Annotated in this window: 27 protein-coding genes and 1 riboswitch; of the genes, 16 read left to right on the top strand and 11 right to left on the bottom strand. The window is 32.9% G+C overall.

The window, feature by feature from the left end; all coding sequences use genetic code 11:
- The first annotated feature begins 118 nt into the window (after positions 1-118).
- Entirely contained in the window at positions 119-1,081 is a 963-nt protein-coding gene (tsf, locus tag BUE22_RS10530) for a translation elongation factor Ts (RefSeq protein ID WP_042566257.1), read from the top strand.
- A gap of 69 nt (positions 1,082-1,150) precedes the next feature.
- Here the strand turns inward: tsf and BUE22_RS10525 are convergent, their stop codons facing one another.
- Positions 1,151-3,238 carry a M3 family metallopeptidase gene (locus BUE22_RS10525; RefSeq protein ID WP_089075941.1) on the bottom strand — a complete coding sequence of 696 codons (2,088 nt, stop codon included), beginning with the start codon at positions 3,236-3,238 and terminating at the stop codon, positions 1,151-1,153.
- Between the two features lie 196 nt (positions 3,239-3,434).
- On the opposite strand from BUE22_RS10525, the gene BUE22_RS10520 reads away from it, so the two are divergent.
- The 13 genes from BUE22_RS10520 (at position 3,435) to BUE22_RS10460 (ending at position 13,790) form a co-directional block, all read left to right on the top strand.
- Positions 3,435-4,106 carry a queuosine precursor transporter gene (locus BUE22_RS10520; RefSeq protein WP_073394989.1) on the top strand — a complete coding sequence of 224 codons (672 nt, stop codon included), beginning with the start codon at positions 3,435-3,437 and terminating at the stop codon, positions 4,104-4,106.
- 14 nt (positions 4,107-4,120) lie between these two features.
- Entirely contained in the window at positions 4,121-4,774 is a 654-nt protein-coding gene (locus tag BUE22_RS10515) for a hypothetical protein (RefSeq protein ID WP_073394988.1), read from the top strand.
- Positions 4,775-5,028: 254 nt separating this feature from the next.
- On the top strand, positions 5,029-5,460 hold the full coding sequence (locus BUE22_RS10510; protein ID WP_073394987.1) for a lipocalin-like domain-containing protein: 432 nt from the start codon (positions 5,029-5,031) through the stop codon (positions 5,458-5,460).
- A 76-nt stretch (positions 5,461-5,536) separates the two neighbouring features.
- On the top strand, positions 5,537-6,097 hold the full coding sequence (locus tag BUE22_RS10505; protein ID WP_073394986.1) for a DNA-3-methyladenine glycosylase I: 561 nt from the start codon (positions 5,537-5,539) through the stop codon (positions 6,095-6,097).
- Between the two features lie 89 nt (positions 6,098-6,186).
- Positions 6,187-6,285, top strand: a riboswitch (TPP riboswitch).
- Between the two features lie 84 nt (positions 6,286-6,369).
- Positions 6,370-6,576 carry a sulfur carrier protein ThiS gene (gene thiS, locus BUE22_RS10500; RefSeq protein WP_073394985.1) on the top strand — a complete coding sequence of 69 codons (207 nt, stop codon included), beginning with the start codon at positions 6,370-6,372 and terminating at the stop codon, positions 6,574-6,576.
- A 164-nt stretch (positions 6,577-6,740) separates the two neighbouring features.
- Positions 6,741-8,564 carry a phosphomethylpyrimidine synthase ThiC gene (gene thiC / locus BUE22_RS10495; RefSeq protein ID WP_073394984.1) on the top strand — a complete coding sequence of 608 codons (1,824 nt, stop codon included), beginning with the start codon at positions 6,741-6,743 and terminating at the stop codon, positions 8,562-8,564.
- Between the two features lie 25 nt (positions 8,565-8,589).
- Positions 8,590-9,186 (top strand): thiamine phosphate synthase, encoded by a 597-nt coding sequence (locus BUE22_RS10490; RefSeq protein ID WP_073394983.1) that lies wholly within the window; start codon positions 8,590-8,592, stop codon positions 9,184-9,186.
- Complete coding sequence (locus BUE22_RS10485) at positions 9,153-9,908, top strand: hydroxymethylpyrimidine/phosphomethylpyrimidine kinase (RefSeq protein WP_073394982.1); 756 nt, start codon at positions 9,153-9,155, stop codon at positions 9,906-9,908. The genes BUE22_RS10490 and BUE22_RS10485 overlap by 34 nt, the downstream gene beginning before the upstream one ends.
- Entirely contained in the window at positions 9,898-10,536 is a 639-nt protein-coding gene (locus BUE22_RS10480; protein ID WP_073394981.1) for a thiamine phosphate synthase, read from the top strand. The genes BUE22_RS10485 and BUE22_RS10480 overlap by 11 nt, the downstream gene beginning before the upstream one ends.
- Positions 10,517-11,293, top strand: a complete 777-nt coding sequence (locus BUE22_RS10475) for a thiazole synthase (protein WP_073394980.1) — start codon at positions 10,517-10,519, stop codon at positions 11,291-11,293. The genes BUE22_RS10480 and BUE22_RS10475 overlap by 20 nt, the downstream gene beginning before the upstream one ends.
- A 123-nt stretch (positions 11,294-11,416) precedes the next feature.
- Positions 11,417-11,797: a GxxExxY protein gene (locus BUE22_RS10470; protein WP_042566246.1), complete on the top strand. Its 381-nt coding sequence runs from the start codon at positions 11,417-11,419 to the stop codon at positions 11,795-11,797.
- An 86-nt stretch (positions 11,798-11,883) separates the two neighbouring features.
- Positions 11,884-12,996, top strand: a complete 1,113-nt coding sequence (gene thiH, locus BUE22_RS10465; protein ID WP_073394979.1) for a 2-iminoacetate synthase ThiH — start codon at positions 11,884-11,886, stop codon at positions 12,994-12,996.
- 83 nt (positions 12,997-13,079) lie between these two features.
- The gene (locus BUE22_RS10460) at positions 13,080-13,790 is read left to right on the top strand and encodes a HesA/MoeB/ThiF family protein (protein ID WP_073394978.1); all 711 of its coding nucleotides are present in this window, start codon (positions 13,080-13,082) and stop codon (positions 13,788-13,790) included.
- Here BUE22_RS10460 and BUE22_RS10455 read toward each other — a convergent pair.
- From BUE22_RS10455 to BUE22_RS10440, 4 genes are all read right to left on the bottom strand, one after another.
- Positions 13,787-14,581 carry an MOSC domain-containing protein gene (locus BUE22_RS10455; RefSeq protein WP_073394977.1) on the bottom strand — a complete coding sequence of 265 codons (795 nt, stop codon included), beginning with the start codon at positions 14,579-14,581 and terminating at the stop codon, positions 13,787-13,789. The genes BUE22_RS10460 and BUE22_RS10455 overlap by 4 nt on opposite strands.
- Positions 14,578-15,222 (bottom strand): leucyl/phenylalanyl-tRNA--protein transferase, encoded by a 645-nt coding sequence (gene aat, locus BUE22_RS10450; RefSeq protein WP_073394976.1) that lies wholly within the window; start codon positions 15,220-15,222, stop codon positions 14,578-14,580. The genes BUE22_RS10455 and aat overlap by 4 nt, the downstream gene beginning before the upstream one ends.
- 159 nt (positions 15,223-15,381) lie before the next feature.
- Positions 15,382-15,753, bottom strand: a complete 372-nt coding sequence (locus tag BUE22_RS10445; protein ID WP_042566241.1) for a DUF3127 domain-containing protein — start codon at positions 15,751-15,753, stop codon at positions 15,382-15,384.
- Between the two features lie 30 nt (positions 15,754-15,783).
- Positions 15,784-16,659, bottom strand: coding sequence for a flavin reductase family protein (locus BUE22_RS10440; RefSeq protein WP_073394975.1), 876 nt, complete (start codon positions 16,657-16,659; stop codon positions 15,784-15,786).
- Between the two features lie 158 nt (positions 16,660-16,817).
- On the opposite strand from BUE22_RS10440, the gene BUE22_RS10435 reads away from it, so the two are divergent.
- Positions 16,818-17,966: a sensor histidine kinase gene (locus tag BUE22_RS10435; protein ID WP_073394974.1), complete on the top strand. Its 1,149-nt coding sequence runs from the start codon at positions 16,818-16,820 to the stop codon at positions 17,964-17,966.
- A gap of 153 nt (positions 17,967-18,119) precedes the next feature.
- Here BUE22_RS10435 and BUE22_RS10430 read toward each other — a convergent pair whose 3' ends face one another.
- Both BUE22_RS10430 and greA read right to left on the bottom strand, forming a co-directional pair.
- On the bottom strand, positions 18,120-18,506 hold the full coding sequence (locus BUE22_RS10430) for an HIT family protein (protein WP_073394973.1): 387 nt from the start codon (positions 18,504-18,506) through the stop codon (positions 18,120-18,122).
- An 82-nt stretch (positions 18,507-18,588) separates the two neighbouring features.
- Positions 18,589-19,065, bottom strand: a complete 477-nt coding sequence (greA, locus tag BUE22_RS10425) for a transcription elongation factor GreA (protein WP_035623677.1) — start codon at positions 19,063-19,065, stop codon at positions 18,589-18,591.
- Between the two features lie 155 nt (positions 19,066-19,220).
- On the opposite strand from greA, the gene BUE22_RS10420 reads away from it, so the two are divergent.
- Positions 19,221-19,637 carry a Rieske (2Fe-2S) protein gene (locus BUE22_RS10420; RefSeq protein ID WP_042566236.1) on the top strand — a complete coding sequence of 139 codons (417 nt, stop codon included), beginning with the start codon at positions 19,221-19,223 and terminating at the stop codon, positions 19,635-19,637.
- 55 nt (positions 19,638-19,692) lie between these two features.
- Here BUE22_RS10420 and BUE22_RS10415 read toward each other — a convergent pair whose 3' ends face one another.
- The 4 genes from BUE22_RS10415 to pnuC all read right to left on the bottom strand — a co-directional run bounded on the left by BUE22_RS10415 (position 19,693) and on the right by pnuC (position 25,297).
- Complete coding sequence (locus BUE22_RS10415) at positions 19,693-21,855, bottom strand: TonB-dependent receptor (protein WP_073394972.1); 2,163 nt, start codon at positions 21,853-21,855, stop codon at positions 19,693-19,695.
- Positions 21,856-22,194: 339 nt separating this feature from the next.
- Positions 22,195-22,599, bottom strand: a complete 405-nt coding sequence (gene arfB, locus BUE22_RS10410) for an alternative ribosome rescue aminoacyl-tRNA hydrolase ArfB (RefSeq protein ID WP_073394971.1) — start codon at positions 22,597-22,599, stop codon at positions 22,195-22,197.
- Entirely contained in the window at positions 22,599-24,713 is a 2,115-nt protein-coding gene (locus BUE22_RS10405; RefSeq protein ID WP_073394970.1) for a DUF4301 family protein, read from the bottom strand. The genes arfB and BUE22_RS10405 overlap by 1 nt, the downstream gene beginning before the upstream one ends.
- On the bottom strand, positions 24,677-25,297 hold the full coding sequence (gene pnuC / locus BUE22_RS10400) for a nicotinamide riboside transporter PnuC (RefSeq protein ID WP_073394969.1): 621 nt from the start codon (positions 25,295-25,297) through the stop codon (positions 24,677-24,679). Before pnuC ends, BUE22_RS10405 begins: the two co-directional genes overlap by 37 nt.
- Positions 25,298-25,316 lie beyond the last annotated feature (19 nt).

Genomic DNA, 25,316 nt, shown 5'->3' with positions numbered 1-25,316 from the left:
TTTTAAATTCTAAAATCCAAATACAAAATTAAAAACGTTATGTTGATAATTTAATAAAATTGGAGTTTAGAATTTAAAAGATGGAATTTTTACTTTTAACATTAAAATTCAAAATATTATGGCAACAATTACTGCTGCAGACGTAAATAAATTAAGACAAACTACAGGTGCCGGAATGATGGACTGTAAAAAAGCTTTAGTTGAAGCTGATGGAGATTTCGATAAAGCTATACAAAACCTTAGAGAAAAAGGACAAAAAGTTGCTGCTAACCGTTCTGACCGTGAGTCTTCTGAAGGAGCTGCTGTTTCTTTTATCAATGCTGACAAAACTAAAGGAGCTATCATCACTTTAAACTGCGAAACAGATTTCGTAGGTAAAAATGAGGCTTTCGTAACTTTGGCTAAAGAATTAGTAGAAAGAGCTATTAACTTTTCTTCTAAAGAAGAATTTTTAGCTTCAGATTTCAACGGAATTACTGTTGCTGAAAAATTAATCGAGCAAACTGGTGTTATCGGTGAAAAAATCGAAATCGGTGGTTTTGAAATTTTAGAAGGTGCTTTCGTTGGATCTTATGTTCACGTTAACAAAATTGCTGCATTAACTGCAATTTCTGCTGCAATTCCTAATGCTGACGTTTTAACTAAAGATGTTTCTATGCAAGTTGCTTCTATGGGAGCTGATACATTATCTTACAAAGATTTTGATCCTGCTTTCGTTGAATCTGAACTTGCTGCTCGTATTGCTGTAATCGAAAAGGATAATGAAGAAGCAAAACGTTTAGGAAAAACTTTAAAAAATGTTCCTAAATATATTTCTTTCTCTCAATTGACTGAAGAAGTTTTAAAACAAGCTGAAGAAGATGCTAAAGCTGAATTAAAAGCTGAAGGTAAACCAGAGCAAATTTGGGATAAAATTATTCCAGGAAAAGTTCAACGTTTCATCTCTGACAACACTACTTTAGATCAGGAAAAAGCTTTACTAGATCAAAACTTCATCAAAGATGATAGTAAAAAAGTTGGTGATTATGTTAAAGGATTCAATGTTGAAATTACAGGTTTCAAAAGAGTTACTTTAGGTTAATATATTATTATTTCAATATAAAAAGCCCGAATATTAATTTATTCGGGCTTTTTTATTTAGCAATGTTTATTAAATTTTTTCTGTAATTGGAAAATTTCTCGCTCGCATCAGCGCATCAGATTTTGGCGCTCTTCCTCTAAAATTCTCGTATCCTGTTTCATTGTCCAGAGTATTTCCAACACTAAAAACTGTATCATAAAGTCTTTTTGCAACTTCTTTATCATAAGGGCCTTTACCTTCCATAAAAGCTTCATAAGCATCTGCATTTATCACATCTGCCCATAAATAACTATAATAACCGGCCGCATATCCATCTCCGGAAAAAATATGTGCAAATTGTGGAATTCTGTGACGCATCACAATTTCTGATGGCATATTGAGCTTTTCTAATGTTTCTTTTTCAAATTTATCAGGATCAATAGTCTCAGTTGTTAAATGCAGTTCCATATCAACAAAAGAGCTTGATATTGTCTCAACCGTTGCAAAGCCTTCGTTAAAATTTGCCGCTTGTTCTATTCTGTCAACCATTGATTGTGGTAATGGTTCATTGGTTTTATAATACAGAGCAAACTTATTCAACACCTCTGGTGTCGCAAGCCAATGTTCTAATAACTGCGAAGGGAATTCAACATAATCCCTTGCAACTGCCGTTCCTGCCAAACTTGGATAAGTTACATTAGAACATAATCCGTGTAGCGCATGACCAAATTCATGAAATAAAGTTGTGGCATCGTCCCAGGAAATTAAAACAGGTTCATTTTCGTTTCCTTTAATGAAATTGCAATTGTTAGATACTATTGGCAGAACATCTCCATCCAACTTCTCCTGATCACGACAGGAATCCATCCACGCACCGGAACGTTTTCCAACTCGCGCGTAAGGATCAAAATACCACAAACCAACTGCCTTATCTGTGACTTTATTTCTTACTTCCCAAACACGCACATCCGGATGAAAAACAGACACATCGGTAATTTGTTTAAAACTTAAATTAAACAATTCACCTGCAACCCAAAACATAGCTTCACGCAAGTTTTCAAGTTGCAAATATTGTTTAACTTCATTCTGATCTAAATCATATTTTGCTTTTCTAACTCTTTCGGCATAATAGCGATAATCCCAAGGCTGAATTTTAAAATCGCCACCTTCTGCATTTACCATTTTTTGCATTTCGGCAACATCCTGCTGTACTTTTTCGACTGCCGGTTTCCAAACTGAATTCATTAAGTCAAGTGTTTTTGCAGGGTCTTTTGCCATTTTATTAGACAAACTCCATTCTGCAAATGAACTAAATCCTAACAATTTTGCCTTTTGAGCACGCAATTTTAAAATGGAAATCAGCGTTTCATTATTGTCATTTTCATTTCCATTATCACCTCTTTTAACAAAAATATCAAAAGCTTTCTTTCTTAAATCTCTTCTGGTAGAAAATGTCAAAAACGGTTCGATTGAAGAACGCGTATTTGCAACACATCCTAAAGCATCAATATTTCTCTCTTTTGCTTCGGCAATAGCAGCATTTTTTATTTCGACAGGCAAACCTTCAAAATCAGCATCAGTTTCTAAAACTATATACTGACCATTTTCTTCTGCCAATAAATTTTGACTGAATCTTGTAAAAAGCGTTGCCAATTCCTGATTGATCTCAGCCACTTTTATTTTATCGTCATGGTTTAATTTTGCACCTTCACGAACAAAATTTGTATAATACAGCCAAACCAAGCGCTGTTGCTCGCTATTTAGTTTTTCTTTGTCTTTTGCATTGTACAAAGTTTCAATACGAGAGAAAAGTCTATCATTTTGGTACATTTTATCACTCAAAGCTGATAATTTCGGTGACATTTCTGTTTCTACAATTCCAAATTCTTTTGTAAAAATATTAGAACTATATATTCCATATACAGCATTAATTCTGGCAATTGTTTTTCCTGAATTTTCGAGTGCTGCTATTGTGTTCTTAAAAGTTGGTGTTTCTAAATTATTCGCAATAGCATCTAATTCATTTAAATTTTCCTGAATAGCAAACTCTATTGCGGGTTGGAAATCTGAAACTCTATATTTATCAAAAGAAGGTACTCCTCCATAAGGACCTGACCATTTTTGAAGTAATGGATTCTGAAAAGATCCTTCTGTAGCGTTAAAAGTTGTTGTAGTCATAAGAAATAACATGATTTTTATTCATAAAAAATAATCTATTAAAGCACAATATTGTCCATTTTAAATGCATTTATAATAAATTATTAACCCAAATTTACAATTTTATTACGCTCAATTTGATCTTTTAATTTATTAGTTCAAACAATAATTTAAATAGAAATACCTTAAATTTGAAAAATAATTTACCAGAAATAGTATGTTTAAAACCAAAAAAGAGATTGTATTTGTAATTCTTGCCGGAATATTTATAACCAACGCCGTTGTTGCAGAACTTATTGGAGGAAAATTAATTCAGATTGGACCATTTGTAATGAGTATCGGTATTTTGCCCTGGCCAATTGTTTTTCTTACTACAGATTTAATAAATGAATATTTCGGAGAAAAAGGAGTTAAAAAACTTTCTTTTATAACAGCCTGTTTAATTGCATATGCCTTTTTGATATTGTTTATGGCAATCGTAATTCCGGCTGCAAAAGGAATAAGCCCGGTAAATGATGAACAATTTCAGGCAGTTTTTGGGCAAAGTATGTGGATTATCGTAGGTAGTTTAGTAGCATTTATTGCATCTCAATTAATTGACGTTTGGATTTTTTGGTTTTTTAAAAGACGAACCGGAGAAAAAAAAATCTGGCTTAGAACAACAGGATCAACTGTAATTTCTCAATTATTCGATTCATTTATTGTTCTTGGAATTGCTTTCTGGTTGCCTGGAAAAATTGATTTTGACACTTTTATTTCATCAGGATTGACGGGATATATTTTCAAATTATCAGTAGCCGTTTTACTTACTCCTTTAATTTATGCTGGTCATCATTTAATAAAAAAATATTTAGGTCAAGATGATGAAAATCATTCTCAAGAACTATAAGACGAATTACCACAATGAAAAAATACATCATAATTATACTTTTCTCTATAGTATATTGCTTTTCCAGCTGTGGTAACGACGAAAAAAAACAGCCGAAGAAAAAGCTGTATCCTGTCAATTCTTTAAAACCTATTTCTGAAACTATTTCTTCAAATACTATAACTATTACTACACCTATTAAAAACAAACATAATATTACTAATACTAAAAAAATATTATTCCCTAATAAACCAATTGATAGTTCAGCAATTGAAAAGAAAAGCATTGCAGATGAAACAAACAACGAATCAAATAATCAATTAATAAGTTTTGTTAATATTCGTAAAATTCTTTCTGGGGCTGAAATTGGGGAAACCCTGACACAAAAAGACTTAATTCACAATTTTGCAATTCCGAAAGATGCAGTAAAACTAGTAAAAAGTGTTACTAAAACTGCCGAAGATGAAATTGATCTAAAATGGCATTCGACTTGGTTTATTGAAAAAATTTCAGATGCAAAGCTAAGCGATGGTCGTATGAAAATTAAGTTTGTTGCTAATAAAATGTACACTTCCGGCAAAGCCATCGGCATAAAATATAATAGAAAAATCTATAATGATTTGGTAATTATTGGCCAATCCGCTTATATTCCAAAGGTAAAAGGATATCATTGGGAAATTGGAAAATAATAACCTGAAAATCATTCTAAATTTATCCGCAAAATAATCTTCTCCTTATTCACTTTCTTTTAGCTTGGTATTGCATTTTGATTTTAACAAGATCATTTTTACAGCATAAAAAATGATGTTTTTAACAAGTACGCTCTTTATCAATACATTACACAAAAATGCAAAATAAAGACGAAAAAACCTGTTATATTATGTTAATTTTTTAAAAAAGATTTTATTTTTGCCAAAAAATTAACAATTAAAAACCCACCAAAATGAAAAAATTAAGCATTTTATTTTTGTCTGTATTGACATTAGGATTAGCAGCAACATCTTGTAGTAGTGATGATGACAATGGAGGATCAATCGAAGGAAAATGGCAACTTACTGAAGTAGGAGTTGTTTTTAATGGTCAGGAAGCATTAGAGCCAGCTACAAATGAAGGATGTGATAACGATATCGTCGAATTTAAAACAGACGGAAAATTTGTTGATAGTTACTCAGAATTTTCTAATGATAAATGTACTGCTTATACTCAAGAAGGAACTTGGACTAAAGACGGAAGCAAATTGACTAAAAAATACGCAAGTGAAGATGAAGAAGAATATGAAGTTGCTGAATTAACAGGAAGCAAACTAAAAATAAAATTCACTTATTCTCAAGGAGGAATCACAGTTTCAGCCGTACAAGTATACAAAAAAATCTAATTTTTAAAAGATACTAATTTTGAACAACCTCAAATCTTAATTGATTTGAGGTTTTTTTATACATTTGAAATAAAAAATGGAACCGATAAGATGTGGTTGGTGCACCGCCAGCGATTTATATAAAAAATACCATGACGAGGAATGGGGCGTTCCGGTTTACGACGATCCTACTTTATTCGAATTTCTAATTTTGGAGACATTTCAGGCAGGACTAAGCTGGATTACAATTTTAAACAAAAGAGAAAATTTCAGAAATGCTTTTGATCATTTTGATTACAAAAAAATAGCCTTCTATTCTGAAGAGAAAATTGAAGAGTTGATGCAAAATACAGGAATCATCAGAAATAAACTTAAAATAAAAGCCGCAGTTTCAAATGCACAGGCCTTTATAAAAATACAGGAAGAATTTGGTACTTTCTCTGACTACATCTGGAAATTTACTAACGGAAAACCGATTATAAATCATCCGAAAACATCAAAAGACGTTCCAGCCACTACTCCACTTTCTGACGAAATTAGCAAAGATTTAAAAAAAAGAGGTTTTAAATTTGTGGGCTCAACTGTTGTTTATGCTCATATGCAAGCCACCGGAATGGTCAATGATCACGCCGAAAATTGCTGGAAAAGAAACCAGTAAACAGTCAAGGTTTTCAGTCATAGTTTTCAATTTTTCACAACCTGAAACCTGAAACTTGAAACTTTTAAACAAAAATTACATATATTTGCTTCACACTTTAGGGGTGTCTGCTAAAAAAGCAGGCTGAGATTTTACCCTCTGAACCTGATCTAGTTCATACTAGCGTAGGGAAAAGTAAGATGACTTCTGCGCGCATTTTTATGCGTAATTGTAGCCATTCCTAAGGTAGAGATTCACTGCAGTGAATCTTATAAAACCTAAAAAATTAAGGAATGGAACTAAAAATCAACCAACAAATCAAAAAATTCAATGCTGAATCGCTAAGCGTTCAATCATTGCTCGATCTAGAAATTCCTAACAAACAAAACGGAATTGCCGTTGCCATCAACAATACTGTTGTTCCAAAAATTAATTGGAACCAACATTTTGTATCCGAAACTGACGAAATTTTGATTATTTCTGCTACTCAGGGAGGTTAAGGATTAAATTCCAAAAATTAAATTCCAAATTCCAATTATATACATAACGTAGACGCACTACAGTGCGCCTATAAGAGCGCAAACAAAAAACACCGTCAAGATCAACCTGAAACTTGAAACCTGAAACAACAAACAACAAACAACAAACCATAAAACTTCTCTCTATGACAACCGAAGAACAAATCTCCAGAACTCCCTTTCCTAATTCCAAAAAAGTATACGTTAATGGCGAAATTCATCCTATAAAAGTTGCTATGCGCGAAGTTATTCTTAGCGATACCAAGCTTTCAAACGGTGGAATTGAGAAAAATCCGCCTGTAACTGTTTACGACACTTCAGGTGCTTATACAGATCCAAACATTGAAATTGACATTCGAAAGGGATTGCCACGCTTACGCGAAAATTGGATTTTAGAAAGAAATGATGTCGAAATCTTAGAAGAAATCTCTTCAAATTACGGTCAAAGCCGATTGAAAGATGAAAGTTTAAACCATCTTCGCTTTGAGTATTTACACCAGCCAAAACGTGCAAAAAAAGGCGCCAACGTAACTCAGCTTTATTATGCGAAACAGGGAATAATCACTCCTGAAATGGAATATATTGCGATTCGTGAAAACCAACGCATCGAACTCCTAAACGAGCAAACTAAAGCAATGCAATGTCAACACAACGGACACAGTTTTGGAGCAAACACACCAAAAAGCAAAATTACAGCCGAATTTGTTCGTAGTGAAGTAGCTTGCGGAAGAGCAATTATTCCCAACAACATCAATCATCCTGAAAGCGAACCTATGATTGTTGGTCGTAACTTTTTGGTCAAAATAAACGCCAACATTGGTAACAGCGCTGTGACTTCGAGCATTGAAGAAGAAGTCGAAAAAGCAGTTTGGGCTTGTCGCTGGGGTGCAGATACAATTATGGATTTATCTACAGGAAAAAATATTCATGAAACCAGAGAATGGATTATTCGCAATTCGCCGGTTCCAATTGGAACAGTTCCGATTTATCAGGCTTTAGAAAAAGTAAAAGGAATCGCAGAAGATTTGACTTGGGAAGTTTTTCGTGACACTTTAATTGAACAGGCAGAACAAGGTGTTTCGTATTTCACGATTCATGCAGGAGTTTTGTTGCGCTACATTCACTTAACTGCAGATCGCGTTACCGGAATTGTTTCCAGAGGAGGATCCATCATGGCAAAATGGTGTTTATTTCATCATAAAGAAAACTTCTTATATACACATTTTGAAGAAATCTGCGAAATCATGAAACAGTATGATGTAGCTTTCTCTCTTGGTGATGGTTTACGTCCGGGTTCTATTGCAGATGCCAACGATGCCGCACAATTTGCGGAATTAGAAACCTTGGGTGAACTCACAAAAATTGCCTGGAAACATGATGTTCAGGTTTTTATAGAAGGTCCGGGTCACGTGCCAATGCATATGATTAAAGAAAACATGGATAAACAATTGGAACATTGTAACGAAGCGCCATTTTACACTCTTGGACCATTAACGACTGATATTGCTCCGGGTTACGATCATATTACATCTGCAATTGGAGCTGCCATGATTGGCTGGTACGGCTGCGCGATGTTATGTTATGTAACACCAAAAGAACATCTTGGTTTACCCAACAAAAAAGATGTAAAAGATGGTGTGATAACTTATAAAATATCAGCTCATGCTGCAGATTTGGCCAAAGGTCATCCGGGTGCACAATATCGTGATAATGCATTGAGTAAAGCTCGTTTTGAATTCCGTTGGGAAGATCAGTTTAATCTGTCTCTTGATCCTGATACGGCCAGGGAATTTCATGATGAAACACTTCCTGCTGACGGTGCAAAAGTTGCTCATTTTTGTTCGATGTGTGGACCGAAGTTCTGCTCTATGAAAATATCTCAGGAAATTAGAGATGTCGCTGCCGCCGAAAAAGGCATGCAGGAAAAATCGGAAGAGTTTATTGAACAGGGGAAAGAGATTTACATTTAAAGAAAATAGAGTAAAGAAAAAAGATATGATTGTGATTACTAATCCTTCTGCAATTTCTGGCGAAATTAGCATTATTGATTCTTTATTTGAGGAAGGATTGTCTTTGCTTCATATTCGCAAACCTGATTTTTCTGAAATAGAAATGGCACAATTTATTCATCAGATAAAAATCGAATTTCGATCTAAATTGGTATTGCACAATCATCATGAATTAGCAGAAGATTTTGGAATTACCCGAATTCATTTCTCTGAAAAAGACAGAAAGAACAGTTTTGATCCTGCGAGGTTTTCAAAACCTTGCAGGTATACAACTTCAACTCATTCAATTGAAGATTTCAATGCATTGGAAAATGATTTTGATTATGCCTTTTTAAGTCCGGTTTTTAAAAGTATTTCTAAAGAAGATTATTATCCAAAAGAGAATTTATTCGCAGCATTAAAATCAAGAACAAATCACAGTACAAAATGTATCGCTTTAGGCGGAATTGATTCTGAAAACATCAAAAAAACACTCAAAAACGGCTTTGATGATGTTGCACTTTTAGGAACTATCTGGAACAATAAAAATCCTGTAAAACAATTTAAATTATGTCAGCAAATCGCCCATTCATACTTAGTATAGCCGGTTACGATCCCTCTGGTGGTGCAGGAGTTTTGGCGGATATCAAAACATTCGAACAACATTCCCTGACTGGATTAGCAATTATAACGGCAAATACAATTCAAACCGAAAATGAGTTTTTTGACATTCAATGGATAGATCTTAGTTACGTCATTCGTTCTGTTGAAACTTTATTTGAAAGGTATAAAATCAATGCTGTAAAAATCGGAATTGTTCCCAATCTGCATTATTTAAATCGAATTCTTTCGACTATTAAATTGTTATCACCTTCAACACAAATTGTTTGGGACCCTGTTTTAAAATCAACAACAAAGTTTGAGTTTATGAGTATTGAAGATCGTTTGGATCTGAATAAAATAGTATCCAAAATTGATTTGATAACGCCTAATTATAATGAAATAGAATTGCTTTTCCCGGGTTTTACTCAGCACCAACTTAGAATGCAAAATGAAGTCTCGAGTGCTATTTTACTAAAAGGCGGTCATAATCCTTTGGCTATTGGCACAGATCGTTTGTTTCTAAAAGATGAAATCATTGATTTATTGCCCTCCGAAAAAAAGTGCTTTGAAAAACATGGCTCGGGTTGTGTTTTGTCAGCCGCAATCGCCTCAAATCTTGCATTAGATCAAACTTTACAAGAAGCTTGTAAAAATGCTAAAACCTACATAGAAAAATACCTGAGCTCAACTTCAACTTTAACCGGATATCATTATGTACCATAAACTGCAATACATTTCACAAGGAAATACCATCGAAGAACAATTGTATAATATTCATCAGGCTCTGGACGCTGGATGCGATTGGATACAAATGCGTTTCAAAAATCAAACTGCCAAAGACACTTTTGCATTAGCAGAGGCTGTAAAATTTTTATGCGAAGAATATCTCGCCAATTTTATAGTAAACGATAATCTTTATCTGGCACAACAAATTGCAGCCGATGGTGTGCATTTGGGTTTAACCGATATGAATATTGCCGAAGCAAGAGCAATTTTGGGAAACACAAAAATTATTGGAGGAACCGCAAATACTTTTGAAGATATACAAAATCACGTAAAAAATGGTTGTGATTATATTGGTTTGGGACCATTCCGGTTTACTAAAACAAAAGAAAAACTAAGTCCTGTTTTAGGCTTATCGGGCTATTTACAAATTATGCAAAAACTCCAAACCAACCAAATAAAAATTCCGGTTTATGCAATTGGGGGAATTGATTTAAAAGATATTGATCCGTTAATAGCAACTGGAATTCATGGAATTGCCGTTTCGGGAATGATCACAGAAAGTGATGAAAAAACAAAAACAATTCAAAAACTAAACGAAAAATTATATGCAAACGTCATTGTTTAATATTGGTGACAAAACCTTCAAATCCCGTTTGTTTTTAGGAACGGGAAAATTTGGTTCGAATCTGGAAATGGAAGAAGCAATTTTAGCCTCAGAAAGCGAATTAGTGACTGTTGCTTTAAAACGTATTGATCTTGAAACACAAACAGATGCTATTTTATCGCATTTAAAACATCCAAATATTCATTTGTTACCTAATACTTCCGGGGCAAGAAATGCAAAAGAAGCTGTTTTTGCGGCACAGTTGGCTAGAGAAGCCTTAGAAACCAATTGGGTAAAACTAGAAATTCATCCGGATCCCAAGTATTTAATGCCTGACCCTATTGAAACTTTAAAAGCTACCGAAGAGTTGGCCAAACTCGGATTTTTTGTTTTGCCCTACATTCATGCTGATCCGGTTTTGTGCAAACATTTGGAAAATGCAGGAACAACTGCCGTAATGCCTTTGGGCTCTCCTATTGGAAGCAATAAAGGTTTAAAGACAATTGATTTTCTTGAGATTATTATCGAACAAAGCAATGTTCCTGTAATTGTTGATGCTGGAATTGGCGCGCCGTCTGATGCTGCAAAAGCAATGGAAATTGGTGCCGATGCGGTTTTGGTAAATACTGCCATTGCCGTTGCCGGAAACCCGAAATTAATGGCAGAAGCTTTTAGAGAAGCTGTAATTGCCGGTAGAAAAGCATTTGAAGCCAAAATCGCTAATCAGCAGAATTTTGCTGTTGCGTCTAGTCCTTTGACTTCATTTTTGTATGACTAGATTATTTCACGCAGATTTTTGCAGATCTAAGCAGATTAAAAATGATTTTAATTTTAATAAAGATGAAAATAAATAAAGTAAGATTATTCTTTAATTTTGTATTAATAACTAAAATAAAGAATAATGACAGAAAACGAAATATCATATCTAGTAAGAGGAGCTATTTTTAAGGTATATAATAATTTGGGGCCTGGGTTGTTTGAATCCGTTTATGAAAGTGCTTTGTTCTATGAATTAACAAAAACTGATTTACAAGTTCAAAAACAAGTTGAAGTTATAATTCCTTATGAAGAAATAATATTGGATCCTGCTTTCAGAATTGATCTTTTAGTAGAAAACAAAGTGATAATTGAATTAAAATCTGTTGAAGATTTAGCTCCAATACATTACAAACAACTTTCTACTTATTTAAGGCTCACAAATAAAAAATTAGGTTTACTTGTAAATTTCAATACTCTAAATATACTAGATGATATAAAAAGAGTTGCAAATAAAATTCAATAAACAGATACTGTATTTATAAAAAATTAAAATCATTTTTAATCTGCTTAGATCTGCAAAAATCTGCGTGAAATAAAACACACAATCCAATGAAAACATTTAAAGCAATATTTGAGCAATACAATTGGGATAACATTCAATCAAAAATATACCAAACATCAGCAAAAGATGTTGAACGTTCTTTATCAAAAACCAAACGAAATCTCGATGACTTTTTAGTTTTAATTTCTCCGGCTGCCCAAAATTATTTAGAACGAATGGCACAGGAATGTCATCAAATCACGAAGAAGCGGTTCGGAAAAACGATCCAAATGTATGCACCGCTTTATTTAAGCAACGAATGCCAGAACATTTGTACTTATTGTGGCTTTAGTTTAGACAATAAAATCAAAAGAAAAACACTTTCTGATACTGAAATTAAAATTGAAGTTGAAGCCTTAAAAAATCTTGGTTTTGATCACGTTTTATTAGTTACCGGTGAAGCAAATTATAGTGTAAATATTAATTATTTCCTGAATGCGATTGCTTTGATAAGAAAACAATTCTCAATTATTTCTGTTGAAGTTCAGCCTCTTTCTACAGAAGAATACAAACACTTGCACGGAGCCGGAGTTTATTCGGTTTTAGTTTATCAGGAAACATATCACCAGGAAGTTTACAAAAAATATCATACAAAAGGAAAAAAATCAAATTTTGATTATCGTCTGGAAACTCCTGACCGAATTGGAACCGCGGGAATTCACAAAATAGGTTTGGGCGTTTTATTAGGCTTGGAAGATTGGCGAACAGACAGTTTTTTTAATGCACTGCATTTAGATTATCTTCAAAAGAAATACTGGCAAACCAAATACTCAGTTTCTTTTCCGAGATTGCGTCCCGCAGAAGGTATTATTGAACCCAATTTCATTATGGACGACAAAGATTTAACTCAACTTATTTGTGCGTACCGTTTATGGAATGAAGATCTTGAAATCTCAATTTCAACCCGTGAAAATGAGAAATTCAGAAATAACATTATCCCAATTGGGGTAACGAGTATGAGTGCAGGTTCTAAAACCAATCCAGGTGGTTATGTTGTTGACCCGCAATCTTTGGAACAATTTGAAATTAGTGATGAACGTCCAGTTAGTGAAATTGCCCAAATTATAACTAATTCAGGCTACGAACCCGTTTGGAAAGATTGGGATAAAAGTTATAGTTAGGAAAAATTCCAAAAAATAAATTCCAAATTCCATCCCGAAGCTTCGGGACTAAAATCTAAAATGAGCAATTTAAAATTCCCAAAATGAGCATTATACAAGAATTTCTACGCTATAACAGACAAACTATATTGCCGGAAATTGGCGATGAAGGTCAGGAAAAACTAAAAAAAGCAAAAGTATTAGTTATTGGAGCAGGCGGTTTGGGCTGTCCAATTTTACAATATATTTCGACTGCCGGAGTTGGTTTTATTGGAATAATGGATTTTGATACTGTTGAAATTCACAACTTGCATAGACAGATTTTATATACCGAAAATGAAATTGGACAAGAGAAGGCAATCGTCGCTACAGAAGTAGTTTCAAAACTAAATCCGTTGATTGAAGTTGAAGTTATTAATATGAAATTGACAACTGAAAATGCCTCTACGATTATTCAACAATATGATATTGTCATAGATGGTTCTGATAATTTTGCAACACGTTATCTGGTTAATGATACTTGTGTTCAATTTCAAAAATCTTTAGTTTATGGAAGTATTTTAAAATTTGAAGGTCAGATTGCTGTTTTTAACCACAATGGAAGCAAAAATCTTCGAGATTTATTTCCTGAAATGCCAGATCCAAAAGATGTTCCAAATTGCAATTTAAATGGTGTTTTAGGAACTTTACCCGGAATTATCGGTACCATGATGGCGCACGAAACACTTAAAGTAATTTTAGGTTTACCGGTTTTAAAAAATGAATTAGTACTTTTTAATACTTTAAACTGGAGTTTTACAAAATTGAATTTTTAGAAAACAATTTCGTCCCCAACTTTAATTAATCCGCTATTTAAACTTACAATATTGGTTCCAAAAAAAACTGAATTGTCCACTTTTCGGTACTTACTTAAAGTTTTCAAAGGTTCTTTTTTGATGATGCCTTTTTGCGGATCATTATTTACCATGATACATCTTCCACAAGGCTTTACGTTTTTAAAATTGACTTCTCCAATTTTGAAAGTGTCGAAGTTGTCTTCTTCATGAGAAACTTCACTGCTTATAACAATATTTGGGCGAAATCGTAAAATTGTAATTTTATCTTCTAATTTTTCATTCAAAAAATCAAGACTTTTTGTCCCAACTAATAAATAAGGATAACCATCAGCAAGGCTTACATTGAAGGTTTCTTTTAATCTTGAGCTTTCATGTTTTCGATCTCCGCTTTTGATGATTTTTACCAATTTACACTCAAAACCTAATTGTTCGCTAAACCATTTCGATGTTGATTTATTTACTTCGACAACTTCACTTTTATCCTCCCACACTTTGGTATCTATTGGCTGATCTAAATGTTCATTAGCCGAAAATTCATGTTTAAGCTCTTTAAAAGTAATACTGATTTTTCCATCTGAAATTTGAGGATAAAACTGGCTCAAAATTGGGTATTCTCTTTGCGTTAAATGTAGATTTTCAGTATTAATCAACATCCATCTACGATCGTTTTCAAATCCCATTTCTTCAGCAAAAGCTTGTTTACAGCTAATTCCTGCAAGACTTTTTATCGGATAAATATAAATTTCTTTTACAGTGTAAATTGCACTCATAATTTCTTATTTTCTAAAATGGACATAAATTCTTCACGGTCAATTTCACGACAACCTAAACTCTCTAAATGCGGATTATAAACCTGACAATCTAATAGCTTGTAATTTTCTTCTTTTAAAGATTGTACCAATGCTATAAATGCTACTTTAGAGGCATTTGATACTTTTGAAAACATACTTTCGCCACAAAAAACATGGCCTAAATCTATTCCGTATAAACCACCAACCAAAACCTCATCTTGCCAAACCTCAACTGATTTTGCCATGCCTTCTTTATGTAATTGACAATAAGCATCGATCATTTCATTTGAAATCCAGGTTCCGTCCTGACCTTCTCTTTTTATTTTTTGACAATTTGAAATAACCTCCAAAAAATTTTGATTGAAAGTTACTTTAAACTGATTCCTGTTCAAAACATTACGCATACTTTTTGACACAATCAATTCATCCAGAAACAAAACCATTCTGGGGTCCGGTGACCACCAGAGAACAGGCTCTCCTTCATTAAACCAGGGAAAAACTCCACTTGTATAAGCCAGCTTTAAACGTTCGGGATTTAAATCGCCACCTATTGCCAGAATTCCTTCTTCATCGGCTTCAGAAACTGGGGGGAAAAATAAATCTTTGAATACGTAATACATGTTTTAAAATAAAATTACAAAATAAGTAAATTCCAAATTCTAAGCCTTAAGCTTCAAATAGACACAATCTTGTCAAATTACAAATAAAAACAAAAAACCAAACCCCAATTACATATTTATGAATTGGAATTTGGAATTTATATTTTAGAATTTAAACTTTTAGAAAGGCAAATCGTCTGGTTCGTCTTCGTTTAAATTAGTAGCCGGAGCAAATGCTTCTGCAGCAGGCATTGGTGGAGTTTGTCCAGGACCTTCAGGCGCTACTCTTTCGATTCTCCAACCTTGAATACTATTGAAATATCTGGTTTCTCCTTGTGGATTAACCCATTCTCTTCCTCTTAAATTGATAGAAACTTTTACTGCCTCTCCTTGCTTATAGCTACTTAACAAATCGCATTTATCTTGTGTAAATTCGATTAAAATATGTTGTGGATATTGCTCATCAGTAGTAACAACTAATTCTCTTTTTTTGAATGAGGCACTAACTTGTTGCTCTGGGTTTACCACTTTTACTTTTCCTGTAACTTCCATCTTCGTCTATATTAATTATTGTTTCTTTTCTTATTTTTTAGCTAAAAGCACTTTCCAAGCAGATGCAACATCTTCTTTATCAAGGTATTTTTTAGCCTCCAGATGTATCTTTTCCTGATCATCGGAACTTAAAACTCCTTTTACAGAAAAATTTTCTTTCACAAATATACTAACTTCTTCTGTTGTAGGCAAGGCTTCTATGTTTCCTAATTTACCAAGATCATTTCCGTTAAAAACAGGGCTCTCTTTTATAAAATTAGGAATAACATCTACTCCAACACCTAAAGTTGTAAGTGGTTTTTGAACTTCAAAAAGCCCCTGGTTAGACCTTGAATACCAATTATTTCCTAATCTTGAAACCAGATCAATTTTATGCTGATCAATTGCTCCGTTTTCATCTAAAACAGATTCATGAATATGTATTTTTACCACTTCACAAAGAATCAGATTTCCTGCACCGCCTTCTGTTCCCAGCGGAATTATCTGCGTAACTTTGCATTCAAACTGCACCGGAGATTCTTTTACACGATATGGTTTTACAAAATCTGACGGAATTTGTGTTAATCCTGTCTTTATAAATTCGTTTACTCCATCGCCGTATTCTGTACTGGCCAGTGATGTTTGCTGTACCAAATCATAGTTTACAACATTAATCACAACCTCGCGAGTCGCCTCTACATTGATAAGAGTATGTTTAATAGTGTTGTCACGCACTCGTCTTGCCGGCGAAAAAACTAAAATTGGCGGATTGGCACTAAATACATTAAAGAAACTAAAAGGTGACAAATTCGGGATTCCTTTTGCACTTATTGTACTGGCAAAAGCAATAGGTCTTGGGCCAATGGCACTTTGTAAATAACCTTGTAATTTTACCGTTGAAATCTCTTTTGGATCAATGCTAATCATAATTTTTCTTTTTAACCAAATCTCGTTTTGGCAACTACAAAAGTATAGAAATGGTTTAAGTCAGAGAAATAGTTTTAGCCTTAAAAACAAAAATCTTTAGTGCAATCAAAATATTAAATGGGTATATTTCGTTATATTTATACCTCAAAAATTACTTTATGCGTTTTTCTGAAAGTAGAAATACAACTCGTTGGATTATTATTTTTATTTCCTTTTCGATCATTACTTTGATTCTTTGGAATACTTATACTTTTTTTCAAATATTCAAAAATGAGGAAAGAATCAAAATGAAACTCCTGGCTAATGCGCAAATAGCATTAATTAATGCAGACGAAAATACTGATCTCGAACTTCCTCTTCAAATTTCCAGCAACAATACGTCTATTCCTGTAATATTAACAATGTACGACAAAATTCTGACTACCAGAAATGTACCTGACGAAATATTAAACGACCAAAAAAAATCGATGCGCTTTTTAAAAAATCTCCAAAGTGAAAATGAGCCCATTGTATTTGAATATTCTCCCGGAAAGTATCAAAAATTATATTATGGAAATTCGGCTTTACTTAATAAACTCAAATATTATCCCATCGCATTATTGCTGATTATCTTTTTGTGTGGTGCTTTGGTCTACAATTTTTATAAAAGCACAAAAATGGCGACTCAAAATAAACTTTGGGCGGGAATGGCAAAAGAAACAGCGCATCAAATTGGCACACCATTATCATCATTAATTGGCTGGGTTGAGATTTTAAAGACCGAAGAAATTGATCAGTCCATAACTTTTGAAATTCAAAAAGATATTGAACGTTTACAAACCATTACAGACCGTTTTTCAAAAATTGGCTCTGTTCCTGTTTTAGAAGTTCATGATATCGTTGAAGAAACTTTAAACTCATTCAAATATTTACAATCCCGTTTTTCAAAACAAGTTGAGTTCTCTTATGATACTCCAACTGAGCCTATTTGGGTTATGATAAATCCGACTTTACATAGCTGGACAATAGAAAATTTGGTGAAAAATGCCATTGATGCCATGAAAGGAAAAGGAACCTTAGACCTTCAAATTGAGCAGGATGCACATCATGTAAAAATAAATGTAAAGGATTCCGGAACCGGAATTTCTAAAAAACAATTCAAAACTATATTTGAGCCTGGTTTTACTACCAAAAAAAGAGGTTGGGGTTTAGGGCTTTCTTTAACAAAGAGAATTGTTGTAGAATATCATAGCGGCAAAATAAAAGTTTTGCATTCTGAAATAGGAAAAGGGACTACATTTCAAATTCAGTTAAATAAAAAAGTGTAGTAAAATAATTCTACTACACTTTTTTTATTCTTTTTATCAAACTGAACGATTTTATCTGTCAGGCTGAGCGGAGTCGAAGCCTTTTGTGCCCAATCAGAACTGGGCTTCGACTCCGCTCAGCCTGACATACGAAAACTATTCTCTGTAAATCTATTACAAATTTGCCTGAATACTTTTGGCTAAAGCTTCAAATTCTTCTTTAGATAGTGATACTTTATTGTGAAAACGCATTTCATCCATTTCATTTAAAGGAATCAGATGAACGTGTGCATGAGGAACTTCTAAACCAACAACTGCCATACCAACTCTTTTACAAGGAACAGTTTTTTCTAAAGCAATTGCAATTTTCTTAGAAAACTTCATTAATCCCAAATACAATTCATCTTCCATATCAAAAATCTTATTGATTTCTTGTTTTGGAATACAAAGCGTGTGTCCTTTTGCATTTGGATTTACATCTAAAAAAGCCAGATAATTTCCGTCTTCGGCAATTTTATAAGCTGGAATTTCTCCGTTAACTATTTTGGTAAATATCGACATCGTTTATTTGTTTATTTGTTTATTTGTTGAATCGTTAAATCGGTTAAACAAATAAACGATTAACCAATTAAACATTTATAATTTAGTCTCTTGAAATTTCAAGGATTTCAAATTTCAAAACTCCATTTGGCACGGTGATTTCTGCCACTTCTCCAACTGATTTTCCTAGTAAACCTTTTCCAATAGGAGATGTTACCGAAATTTTTCCGGTTTTCAAATCAGCTTCACTTTCAGCAACAAGTGTATATTTCATTTCCATCCCGTTACTTTGGTTTTTAATTTTTACGTTAGAAAGTACCAAAGCTTTCGAAACATCAAGTTGTGATTCGTCTATTAATCTTGCATTTGAATACACTTCTTCTAATTTAGAAATTCTCATTTCTAATAAACCTTGTGCTTCTTTAGCGGCATCGTATTCTGCATTTTCAGATAAATCACCTTTGTCTCTTGCCTCTGCTATGTCTTGAGATGCCTTTGGTCGCATTACACTTTTCAAATGCTCCAACTCATCTTTTAGCTTTTTTAATCCTTCTGCTGTATAATAAGATACTTTACTCATAACTTCATCGTTTATATAAATACAAAAAATCCCATCGGGACGGGATTTCTTATTACAAATATACTATTATTTTTAATAGTACATAATTATATGTTAATCATATAGAATTCAAAACTAAATAATTTAATTTTGTTTCACTAATACTTTTTAAAATAATGAAAAAATTCTGGCTCTTTATCGTATTAACTTGTGTCTTTTTCTCTTGTAGTGATAGTAATAAAAGCAACAACAATCCTAATATTCCTAATTATGCAGTAAATGCTTATCTTAATACAAGTTTGCCATCGTACAATAACCTTTTATATGTGAGCAGCCCGGTTTATGTTCCAAATTATGGAGCAAAAGGTATTATTGTAATGAAAACAGGCGAAGGAACTTATACCGCTTTTGATGCTGCATGCCCAAATCAGGCCTTAACTTCTTGTGTTGCCATGACAATTGACGGTATTTATGCCGTTTGTTCTTGCGACAAAACATCTTACAATTTATTTACAGGACTTGGCGGACAGGAATACCCGATGAAACAATATCGGGCAGAATTATCCGGAAGTTCTGTTCACGTATATAACTAAATAAAAAAAGCCTGAAAGTTAAATTTTTCAGGCTTTTTTGTTTCTGCTCCTTTTTTTAGAATTTTAAAGTTAATCCTGCCAGGAAATTAATCCCCGCCTGAGGATAATAGTATGGGTAAACGTCATACATATATCCGTTTGAAACATATTTTTTGTCCAGAACATTATTTACCAAACCTGTAATCATTATTGATTTAAAAATAGATTTTGGTTTGATTTCAAAAGATACATTTAGATCATTTACAAAATAATCAGCAAGCTTAGCTTCCGGTAATTCTATATTATTCATGTATTGTTCGCCAACATATTTTTGTAATAATGAAATATGTAAATTTTCAATCGGACTGTAAACAATAATATTTCCTGCAATTACTTCTGGTGAATATGCAATAGACGTGGTTCCGTAATTTTGTCCTTCTACAGCCAAATCAACATTTTTATTACTGCTTAAAGTAAAGTTTGGACGCAGCATAAATTTTTCTGAAAGTTTGATTGTTGCATCAACTTCAAATCCTAAACGATAACTTTTTTCACTATTTGAACGAATTGGAGATCCAACATCATCCAGTGTTCCTGTTAAAATTAATTGATCTTTGTAAGCCATATAATAGAAGTTCGAATTCAGTTGAAATTTCTCTGAATTGAATCTCCAGCCTAATTCAAAATCATTTAATTTTTCCGGCTTTACATTTCCACCTTCATAATCGGTTCTGTTTGGTTCGCGATTTGCTCTGGCGTATGAAAAGTAAAGCGTGTTTTTTTGATTGATTTCGTAATTCAATCCCGCTTTTGGATTGAAGAAATTAAAGTTATCATCTACCAAGCCTGTTTCAATACTATTAGCTTTATACTGTACATTTCTATATTGTAAATCTCCGTAAAAACTCAATTTTTCTGTGAATTGATAATTTGCTTTCGCGAAAATATTTCCGTCTGTTTTTGTCGAAAAATCATCATAATAATGATCCCCTAACTCTGATTGAGAAGCATATCTTGCCCAGATTACTTTGCCATAATGATCGCCTTCATATTTATTCCAGCCTCCGCCAAAGATCACGTCAAATTTTTCGTCTTTATATTTTACAGAAAATGTAGTTCCGTAAAAATCATTGTCTAACCATTTTTGGCGTACTAAATCGGTTGTAGTTATTGCCTCAATAGGCAGTAAACCATACTCCTTCATATCGGCATCTTCTTTGTAATTTTCGTAATATCCTTTTCCTTTTGTATAATGTACCGCTAAATTCGTGCTCCATTTATCCGAAAAAGATTCGTTCCAATGCAATTGATAATGATCTTGTTGGTAATTATCAGTTTCATTGTCATAAAAACGAGTATTTCCTGCTTCATCAGTGTACATTCCTGCAGAATTGAAAGTACGGTTTGTATTTAAAGTTTCAGCATCGATCCCATTCCAGGATTGGTATGTTTTTTCGGTTCCGCCAAAAACTAATGCTTTGATTAAAGTAGTTTTACCAACATAAGTTCCCTGTAAAAAATAAGATTTTAAATCAGAACTTGCTCTGTCAATATAACCATCAGATTTTAGTGTAGACAATCGTCCTGCCAATTCAAAATGATCGTTTAATAAACCTGTACTAAATTTTACAGTATTTTTTCTAGAATTGAAACTTCCGTAAGAACTGGAGACTTCGCCATTTGCTTTAAAAGCATAATTATCAGTGAGCATGTTTAAACTGGCTCCAAAAGCTGAAGAACCGTTTGTAGATGTCCCTACACCGCGCTGCAATTGCAAACTTTCTACAGAAGAAGCAAAATCGGGCATATTTACCCAGAATGTTCCTTGACTTTCAGCATCATTGTACGGAATTCCATTGATGGTAACATTTACTCTTGTGGCATCGCTTCCGCGGACTCTGATTCCGGTATATCCAAAACCATTTCCTGCATCAGAAGTCGTAACAACAGATGGTAAATAGTTCATTAAAATTGGAATATCCTGACCAAGATTTCTGTATTTAATATCTTTTTTATCCAAATTACTAAACGTAACCGGCGTTTTTGCAGTAACACGAACAGCGGAAACCAAAACCTCATCGAGAGAATTTACCCTCGTAGAGTCCTGCGTTTGTGCGAAAGAAATTAGAGTACAGAAGAAAGAAAATAGAAGAAAGAAAATAGATTTGGTTTTGCTCAATTGATGAGACTTAGAACCTTTGTAACTTAGCACCTCAGTGCCTTCAAAAAATGTTTTCATCCGTAAAAAATTACGAATAAAAGGGGGAATTATTCTTTTTGTTAAATTAATAAATGTGTTTCTTACAACAAAATATAGTGTGCACACTAACAATTGTCGTTTTTTCCCTTAGCAACATTACTCGCTCAGGTTCTTTGGGTATGATCTCAGCTCGTTATTTAGAGCACCCCTTTGAGACAGTGCAAATGTAAAGTTAAAAATTCCAAAAATCAAATTCCAAATTCCAAAAACTTACTTTTAATTTAAATTCAAAAAAAAGAAATTCCAAATTTCAAAAGACTTACTTATGTAGTTTTCAATTGGAATTTGGAATTTAATAATTGGAATTTATTTTGAAATTTAATCTAAGTTCGGTTTTCTTCGAGATTGCTTTATCTCAGAGATATTCTTTTTATCCTTAATTCTCTTTTTAATTACTGATTTTGGAATCTTGGTTGCTTTACGAACTTTCGGAACAAACAATCCTTTTTTAATGATTTCTAAAAAACGTTTTACAACAATTTCTTTATTTTTAAGCTGACTTCGGTCTTCGTCACAGTTTAAAATCAGAATATTTTCAGATGTTAAGCGCGGGGCAATATTAGTTTGCAAAAGTAATTTCTCTTCTTCAGATAAAACCTGAGAAGCGTTTAAATCAAAAGTCAAAACCACTTTCGAAGAAACTTTATTTACATTTTGTCCGCCGGCGCCACTGCTGCGAACGGCTTTAAAATTTAACTCTGATATGATTTTTTCTGAATCCATTACTGTGGCTGATGTGCCGGTTTTAATAAGTCATTTACTGTTTTTACAGGACTAAAAGTAATTAATGGAACAGCAACAAAAATAGTTATCCAATTTGACATTTCACCGTTCCATAAACCAGGCAATTCGTAACTTTTAACTATTTTTCCATCAACACTTTTCTCTACAATAAATCCTGTTTTATGATCTACAAATTGAGTGAGGTCAAATTTTTCGTTTTTATAATTTTTGATTCCGCAAACTAAATCAACGGGATTAAAATGGGTAGCTTCCGCTAAAATTTGACGCTGTTTCTTGTTTTTTAAATCTACCTGAGATGTTTCTACAATCTGAAGTGAAACTGTTCCTTTTTCATCCATAACCCAAAAAGGACCTCCTCCTGGTTCTCCTTCATTTTTCACCATTCCGCAAACCCTTATTGGTCTGTCTAATAGTTCTTTAATTTTAATAATTTTATTTTCAAACGTAAATTTATTAAAATCATTTGTCAAATTAATATTCAACTGTTCTTTTAAAAACTGAACAATTTCAACAACGTTGCTCTCTTTTATATGCTGTTCTTCAATAGCTTTTAAATAACCAAAAACGTTTTGCTGAATTTCAATTAAAATTCCCGCAAGACCTTTCTTGTACAACGCAATTTTATCAATATGATTTTGAATTACGTTATCTATATTTTTAATAAAAATAATATCTGAATCAAGTCTATTCAAATTTTCGATTAGTGCTCCATGTCCTCCAGGTCTAAAAACCAATTCTCCATTTTTATTTCTAACTAATTCATTATCAACATCGACTGTAATAGAGTCTGTAGTTTTATTTTGATAAGAATATCCAATATTAATTTTAGTTTTGGCCTGTTTTTCTATGTTACCCTGAACCAAATCAACCGCTTTTTCAAATTGAGACTGATGAATTTCTGAAACCGTAAAGTGTAAGTTTGATATTTGATCGGCTGTAGCATAATGCACACATTCATTCAAATGTTCTTCTATTGGGGTTGCAATATGGGTTTGATAGTGATGAAACGGTAAAACTGCTTTGGGCTTATTTGCAAAATCAAAATAGTCAGGAGATAATAATAATTTTATGAAATAATAATTTTTGTAATCTGTGTCTAAAGTTTCAAAATCAGGATAAACTTCTCTAAGCCTTTTGTCTACAGCTTCAAAAAAAGGAAACTTTTCCATTGCTACAATAAAAATAGACAAATCACTATCTTTTTTTCTGTTTATGTAAGCATTTATAGTTTCTTTTTGAAGATCAAAATCATTCAAAAAAGTAGTCAAAAACTTAAACATTCGACTTGCTGCACCAGATGCCGGAACAAATTTCTTTAATTTTAATTTTGATTTTTGAAGATCAAAAAAACGAGCTTTTGCTTCAAAATCAATTTCTGTTAAATTTAAAATTCCATTACTAATTGTAGCCGGACTTATTAAATTACTCTTTAAAATTCCGTTTTTAAAAATTTCCAGTTGCTTTAAAACACTTTCAATAGAAACTCCGTGATTGTAAATTTCAACAAAATCAGAAGATGAAAATCCGTGTTCTTTGGCAATTGTCAGGTTATCAATAATAATTGCGGCTTTTGCCAAGCGGCTTTCTTTATTCCCCGAAAGGGTAATAAATGGTTTTTTATTATCTATTAGAGTTTGTTTAAAAACCGAAAAAACAGTTTCTCTTCCTTCTGGCTTATCTCTAATATCATCTTTTTCCCAAGGAACATCTATATCTGTCAGGAAAAATAAATCGTATTCATGTTCTAATGCTTCTTCATTTAAAAGAGGATCACAAAAACCATAATATATTTCAGAAAAAACTTTTGTAACCATTAAATTGGTATCGCAAAACAAGTATTTCTTTGCCGAAGAAAGTTTTTCATTTTCTAATGACATTTGTCCGTATGCAATTGGAAGCATATCATCTGCCTCACATATATGTTGGTTTTCTTCCCATCTTTTTTGCAAATAATCACGTGCAAACTCAGGAACCCATTCCGTTTCGTAATATGCGGCAAGTTGTTTTGCCAAAGTTGTTTTGCCTGTACTTTCAGGACCAAACAAAGCAATTTTTATTATAGCTGTTTTTTGCTGTCTAAGATTTTTCTCCATTCTAAATAAGCTGAAATAGCTAAAATTGTAAAAATTAAATATTGAAGTGACAGCATTCCTAAGCCGCGATAAGCATAAAGAGGCACAACAATAATATCACCAATAATCCAAAGTGTCCAGTTTTCGATTTTTTTTCTGGCCATATACCACATTCCTGCAAAAAATATTCCCGACGAAATCATATCAACATAATTGTCATTATGAATCTCGTAATCAAAATATTTATAAATGCCGAAAACTACAAAAATGGTCACAAAAAACAATATAACACCGATTATTTTTTCATAAAGATTTGTTCGTGTTATAGGTAAATTATCTTCGACCGTTCCTCCTTTTGCCCAAACGTACCAGCCATAAATGCTCATTACAGAAAAGTAACCATTAATAATCATATCGCCAATATAACCGGCAATATATAAAAGATAAACAGAAATTACAGTCGCAATTAAACCTGTTGGATATACCCAAATGTTCTCTTTTTTAGCAAACCAAACACTTAAAATTCCGAACACAAAAACCAGAAACTCTAAAGCAATATGCCATAAAGGGGCATTTTTATAACTTTCTAAAAAAAAATCAATCATTTGGGTTGTTGTATTTAGC

It is taken from the genome of Flavobacterium pectinovorum, assembly GCF_900142715.1.
In the GTDB taxonomy this organism is placed as follows: Bacteria; Bacteroidota; Bacteroidia; order Flavobacteriales; family Flavobacteriaceae; genus Flavobacterium; species Flavobacterium pectinovorum.
This window is presented reverse-complemented; position numbering and strand designations above follow the sequence as displayed.

What these genes read in the sequence shown, in the direction of transcription:
- tsf (WP_042566257.1), top strand. Translation starts at nt 119, where the DNA reads ATGGCAACAATTACTGCTGCAGACGTAAATAAATTAAGACAAACTACA.
- BUE22_RS10525 (WP_089075941.1), bottom strand. Translation starts at nt 3,238, where the DNA reads ATGACTACAACAACTTTTAACGCTACAGAAGGATCTTTTCAGAATCCA.
- BUE22_RS10520 (WP_073394989.1), top strand. Translation starts at nt 3,435, where the DNA reads ATGTTTAAAACCAAAAAAGAGATTGTATTTGTAATTCTTGCCGGAATA.
- BUE22_RS10515 (WP_073394988.1), top strand. Translation starts at nt 4,121, where the DNA reads ATGAAAAAATACATCATAATTATACTTTTCTCTATAGTATATTGCTTT.
- BUE22_RS10510 (WP_073394987.1), top strand. Translation starts at nt 5,029, where the DNA reads ATGAAAAAATTAAGCATTTTATTTTTGTCTGTATTGACATTAGGATTA.
- BUE22_RS10505 (WP_073394986.1), top strand. Translation starts at nt 5,537, where the DNA reads ATGGAACCGATAAGATGTGGTTGGTGCACCGCCAGCGATTTATATAAA.
- thiS (WP_073394985.1), top strand. Translation starts at nt 6,370, where the DNA reads ATGGAACTAAAAATCAACCAACAAATCAAAAAATTCAATGCTGAATCG.
- thiC (WP_073394984.1), top strand. Translation starts at nt 6,741, where the DNA reads ATGACAACCGAAGAACAAATCTCCAGAACTCCCTTTCCTAATTCCAAA.
- BUE22_RS10490 (WP_073394983.1), top strand. Translation starts at nt 8,590, where the DNA reads ATGATTGTGATTACTAATCCTTCTGCAATTTCTGGCGAAATTAGCATT.
- BUE22_RS10485 (WP_073394982.1), top strand. Translation starts at nt 9,153, where the DNA reads ATGTCAGCAAATCGCCCATTCATACTTAGTATAGCCGGTTACGATCCC.
- BUE22_RS10480 (WP_073394981.1), top strand. Translation starts at nt 9,898, where the DNA reads ATGTACCATAAACTGCAATACATTTCACAAGGAAATACCATCGAAGAA.
- BUE22_RS10475 (WP_073394980.1), top strand. Translation starts at nt 10,517, where the DNA reads ATGCAAACGTCATTGTTTAATATTGGTGACAAAACCTTCAAATCCCGT.
- BUE22_RS10470 (WP_042566246.1), top strand. Translation starts at nt 11,417, where the DNA reads ATGACAGAAAACGAAATATCATATCTAGTAAGAGGAGCTATTTTTAAG.
- thiH (WP_073394979.1), top strand. Translation starts at nt 11,884, where the DNA reads ATGAAAACATTTAAAGCAATATTTGAGCAATACAATTGGGATAACATT.
- BUE22_RS10460 (WP_073394978.1), top strand. Translation starts at nt 13,080, where the DNA reads ATGAGCATTATACAAGAATTTCTACGCTATAACAGACAAACTATATTG.
- BUE22_RS10455 (WP_073394977.1), bottom strand. Translation starts at nt 14,581, where the DNA reads ATGAGTGCAATTTACACTGTAAAAGAAATTTATATTTATCCGATAAAA.
- aat (WP_073394976.1), bottom strand. Translation starts at nt 15,222, where the DNA reads ATGTATTACGTATTCAAAGATTTATTTTTCCCCCCAGTTTCTGAAGCC.
- BUE22_RS10445 (WP_042566241.1), bottom strand. Translation starts at nt 15,753, where the DNA reads ATGGAAGTTACAGGAAAAGTAAAAGTGGTAAACCCAGAGCAACAAGTT.
- BUE22_RS10440 (WP_073394975.1), bottom strand. Translation starts at nt 16,659, where the DNA reads ATGATTAGCATTGATCCAAAAGAGATTTCAACGGTAAAATTACAAGGT.
- BUE22_RS10435 (WP_073394974.1), top strand. Translation starts at nt 16,818, where the DNA reads ATGCGTTTTTCTGAAAGTAGAAATACAACTCGTTGGATTATTATTTTT.
- BUE22_RS10430 (WP_073394973.1), bottom strand. Translation starts at nt 18,506, where the DNA reads ATGTCGATATTTACCAAAATAGTTAACGGAGAAATTCCAGCTTATAAA.
- greA (WP_035623677.1), bottom strand. Translation starts at nt 19,065, where the DNA reads ATGAGTAAAGTATCTTATTATACAGCAGAAGGATTAAAAAAGCTAAAA.
- BUE22_RS10420 (WP_042566236.1), top strand. Translation starts at nt 19,221, where the DNA reads ATGAAAAAATTCTGGCTCTTTATCGTATTAACTTGTGTCTTTTTCTCT.
- BUE22_RS10415 (WP_073394972.1), bottom strand. Translation starts at nt 21,855, where the DNA reads ATGAAAACATTTTTTGAAGGCACTGAGGTGCTAAGTTACAAAGGTTCT.
- arfB (WP_073394971.1), bottom strand. Translation starts at nt 22,599, where the DNA reads ATGGATTCAGAAAAAATCATATCAGAGTTAAATTTTAAAGCCGTTCGC.
- BUE22_RS10405 (WP_073394970.1), bottom strand. Translation starts at nt 24,713, where the DNA reads ATGGAGAAAAATCTTAGACAGCAAAAAACAGCTATAATAAAAATTGCT.
- pnuC (WP_073394969.1), bottom strand. Translation starts at nt 25,297, where the DNA reads ATGATTGATTTTTTTTTAGAAAGTTATAAAAATGCCCCTTTATGGCAT.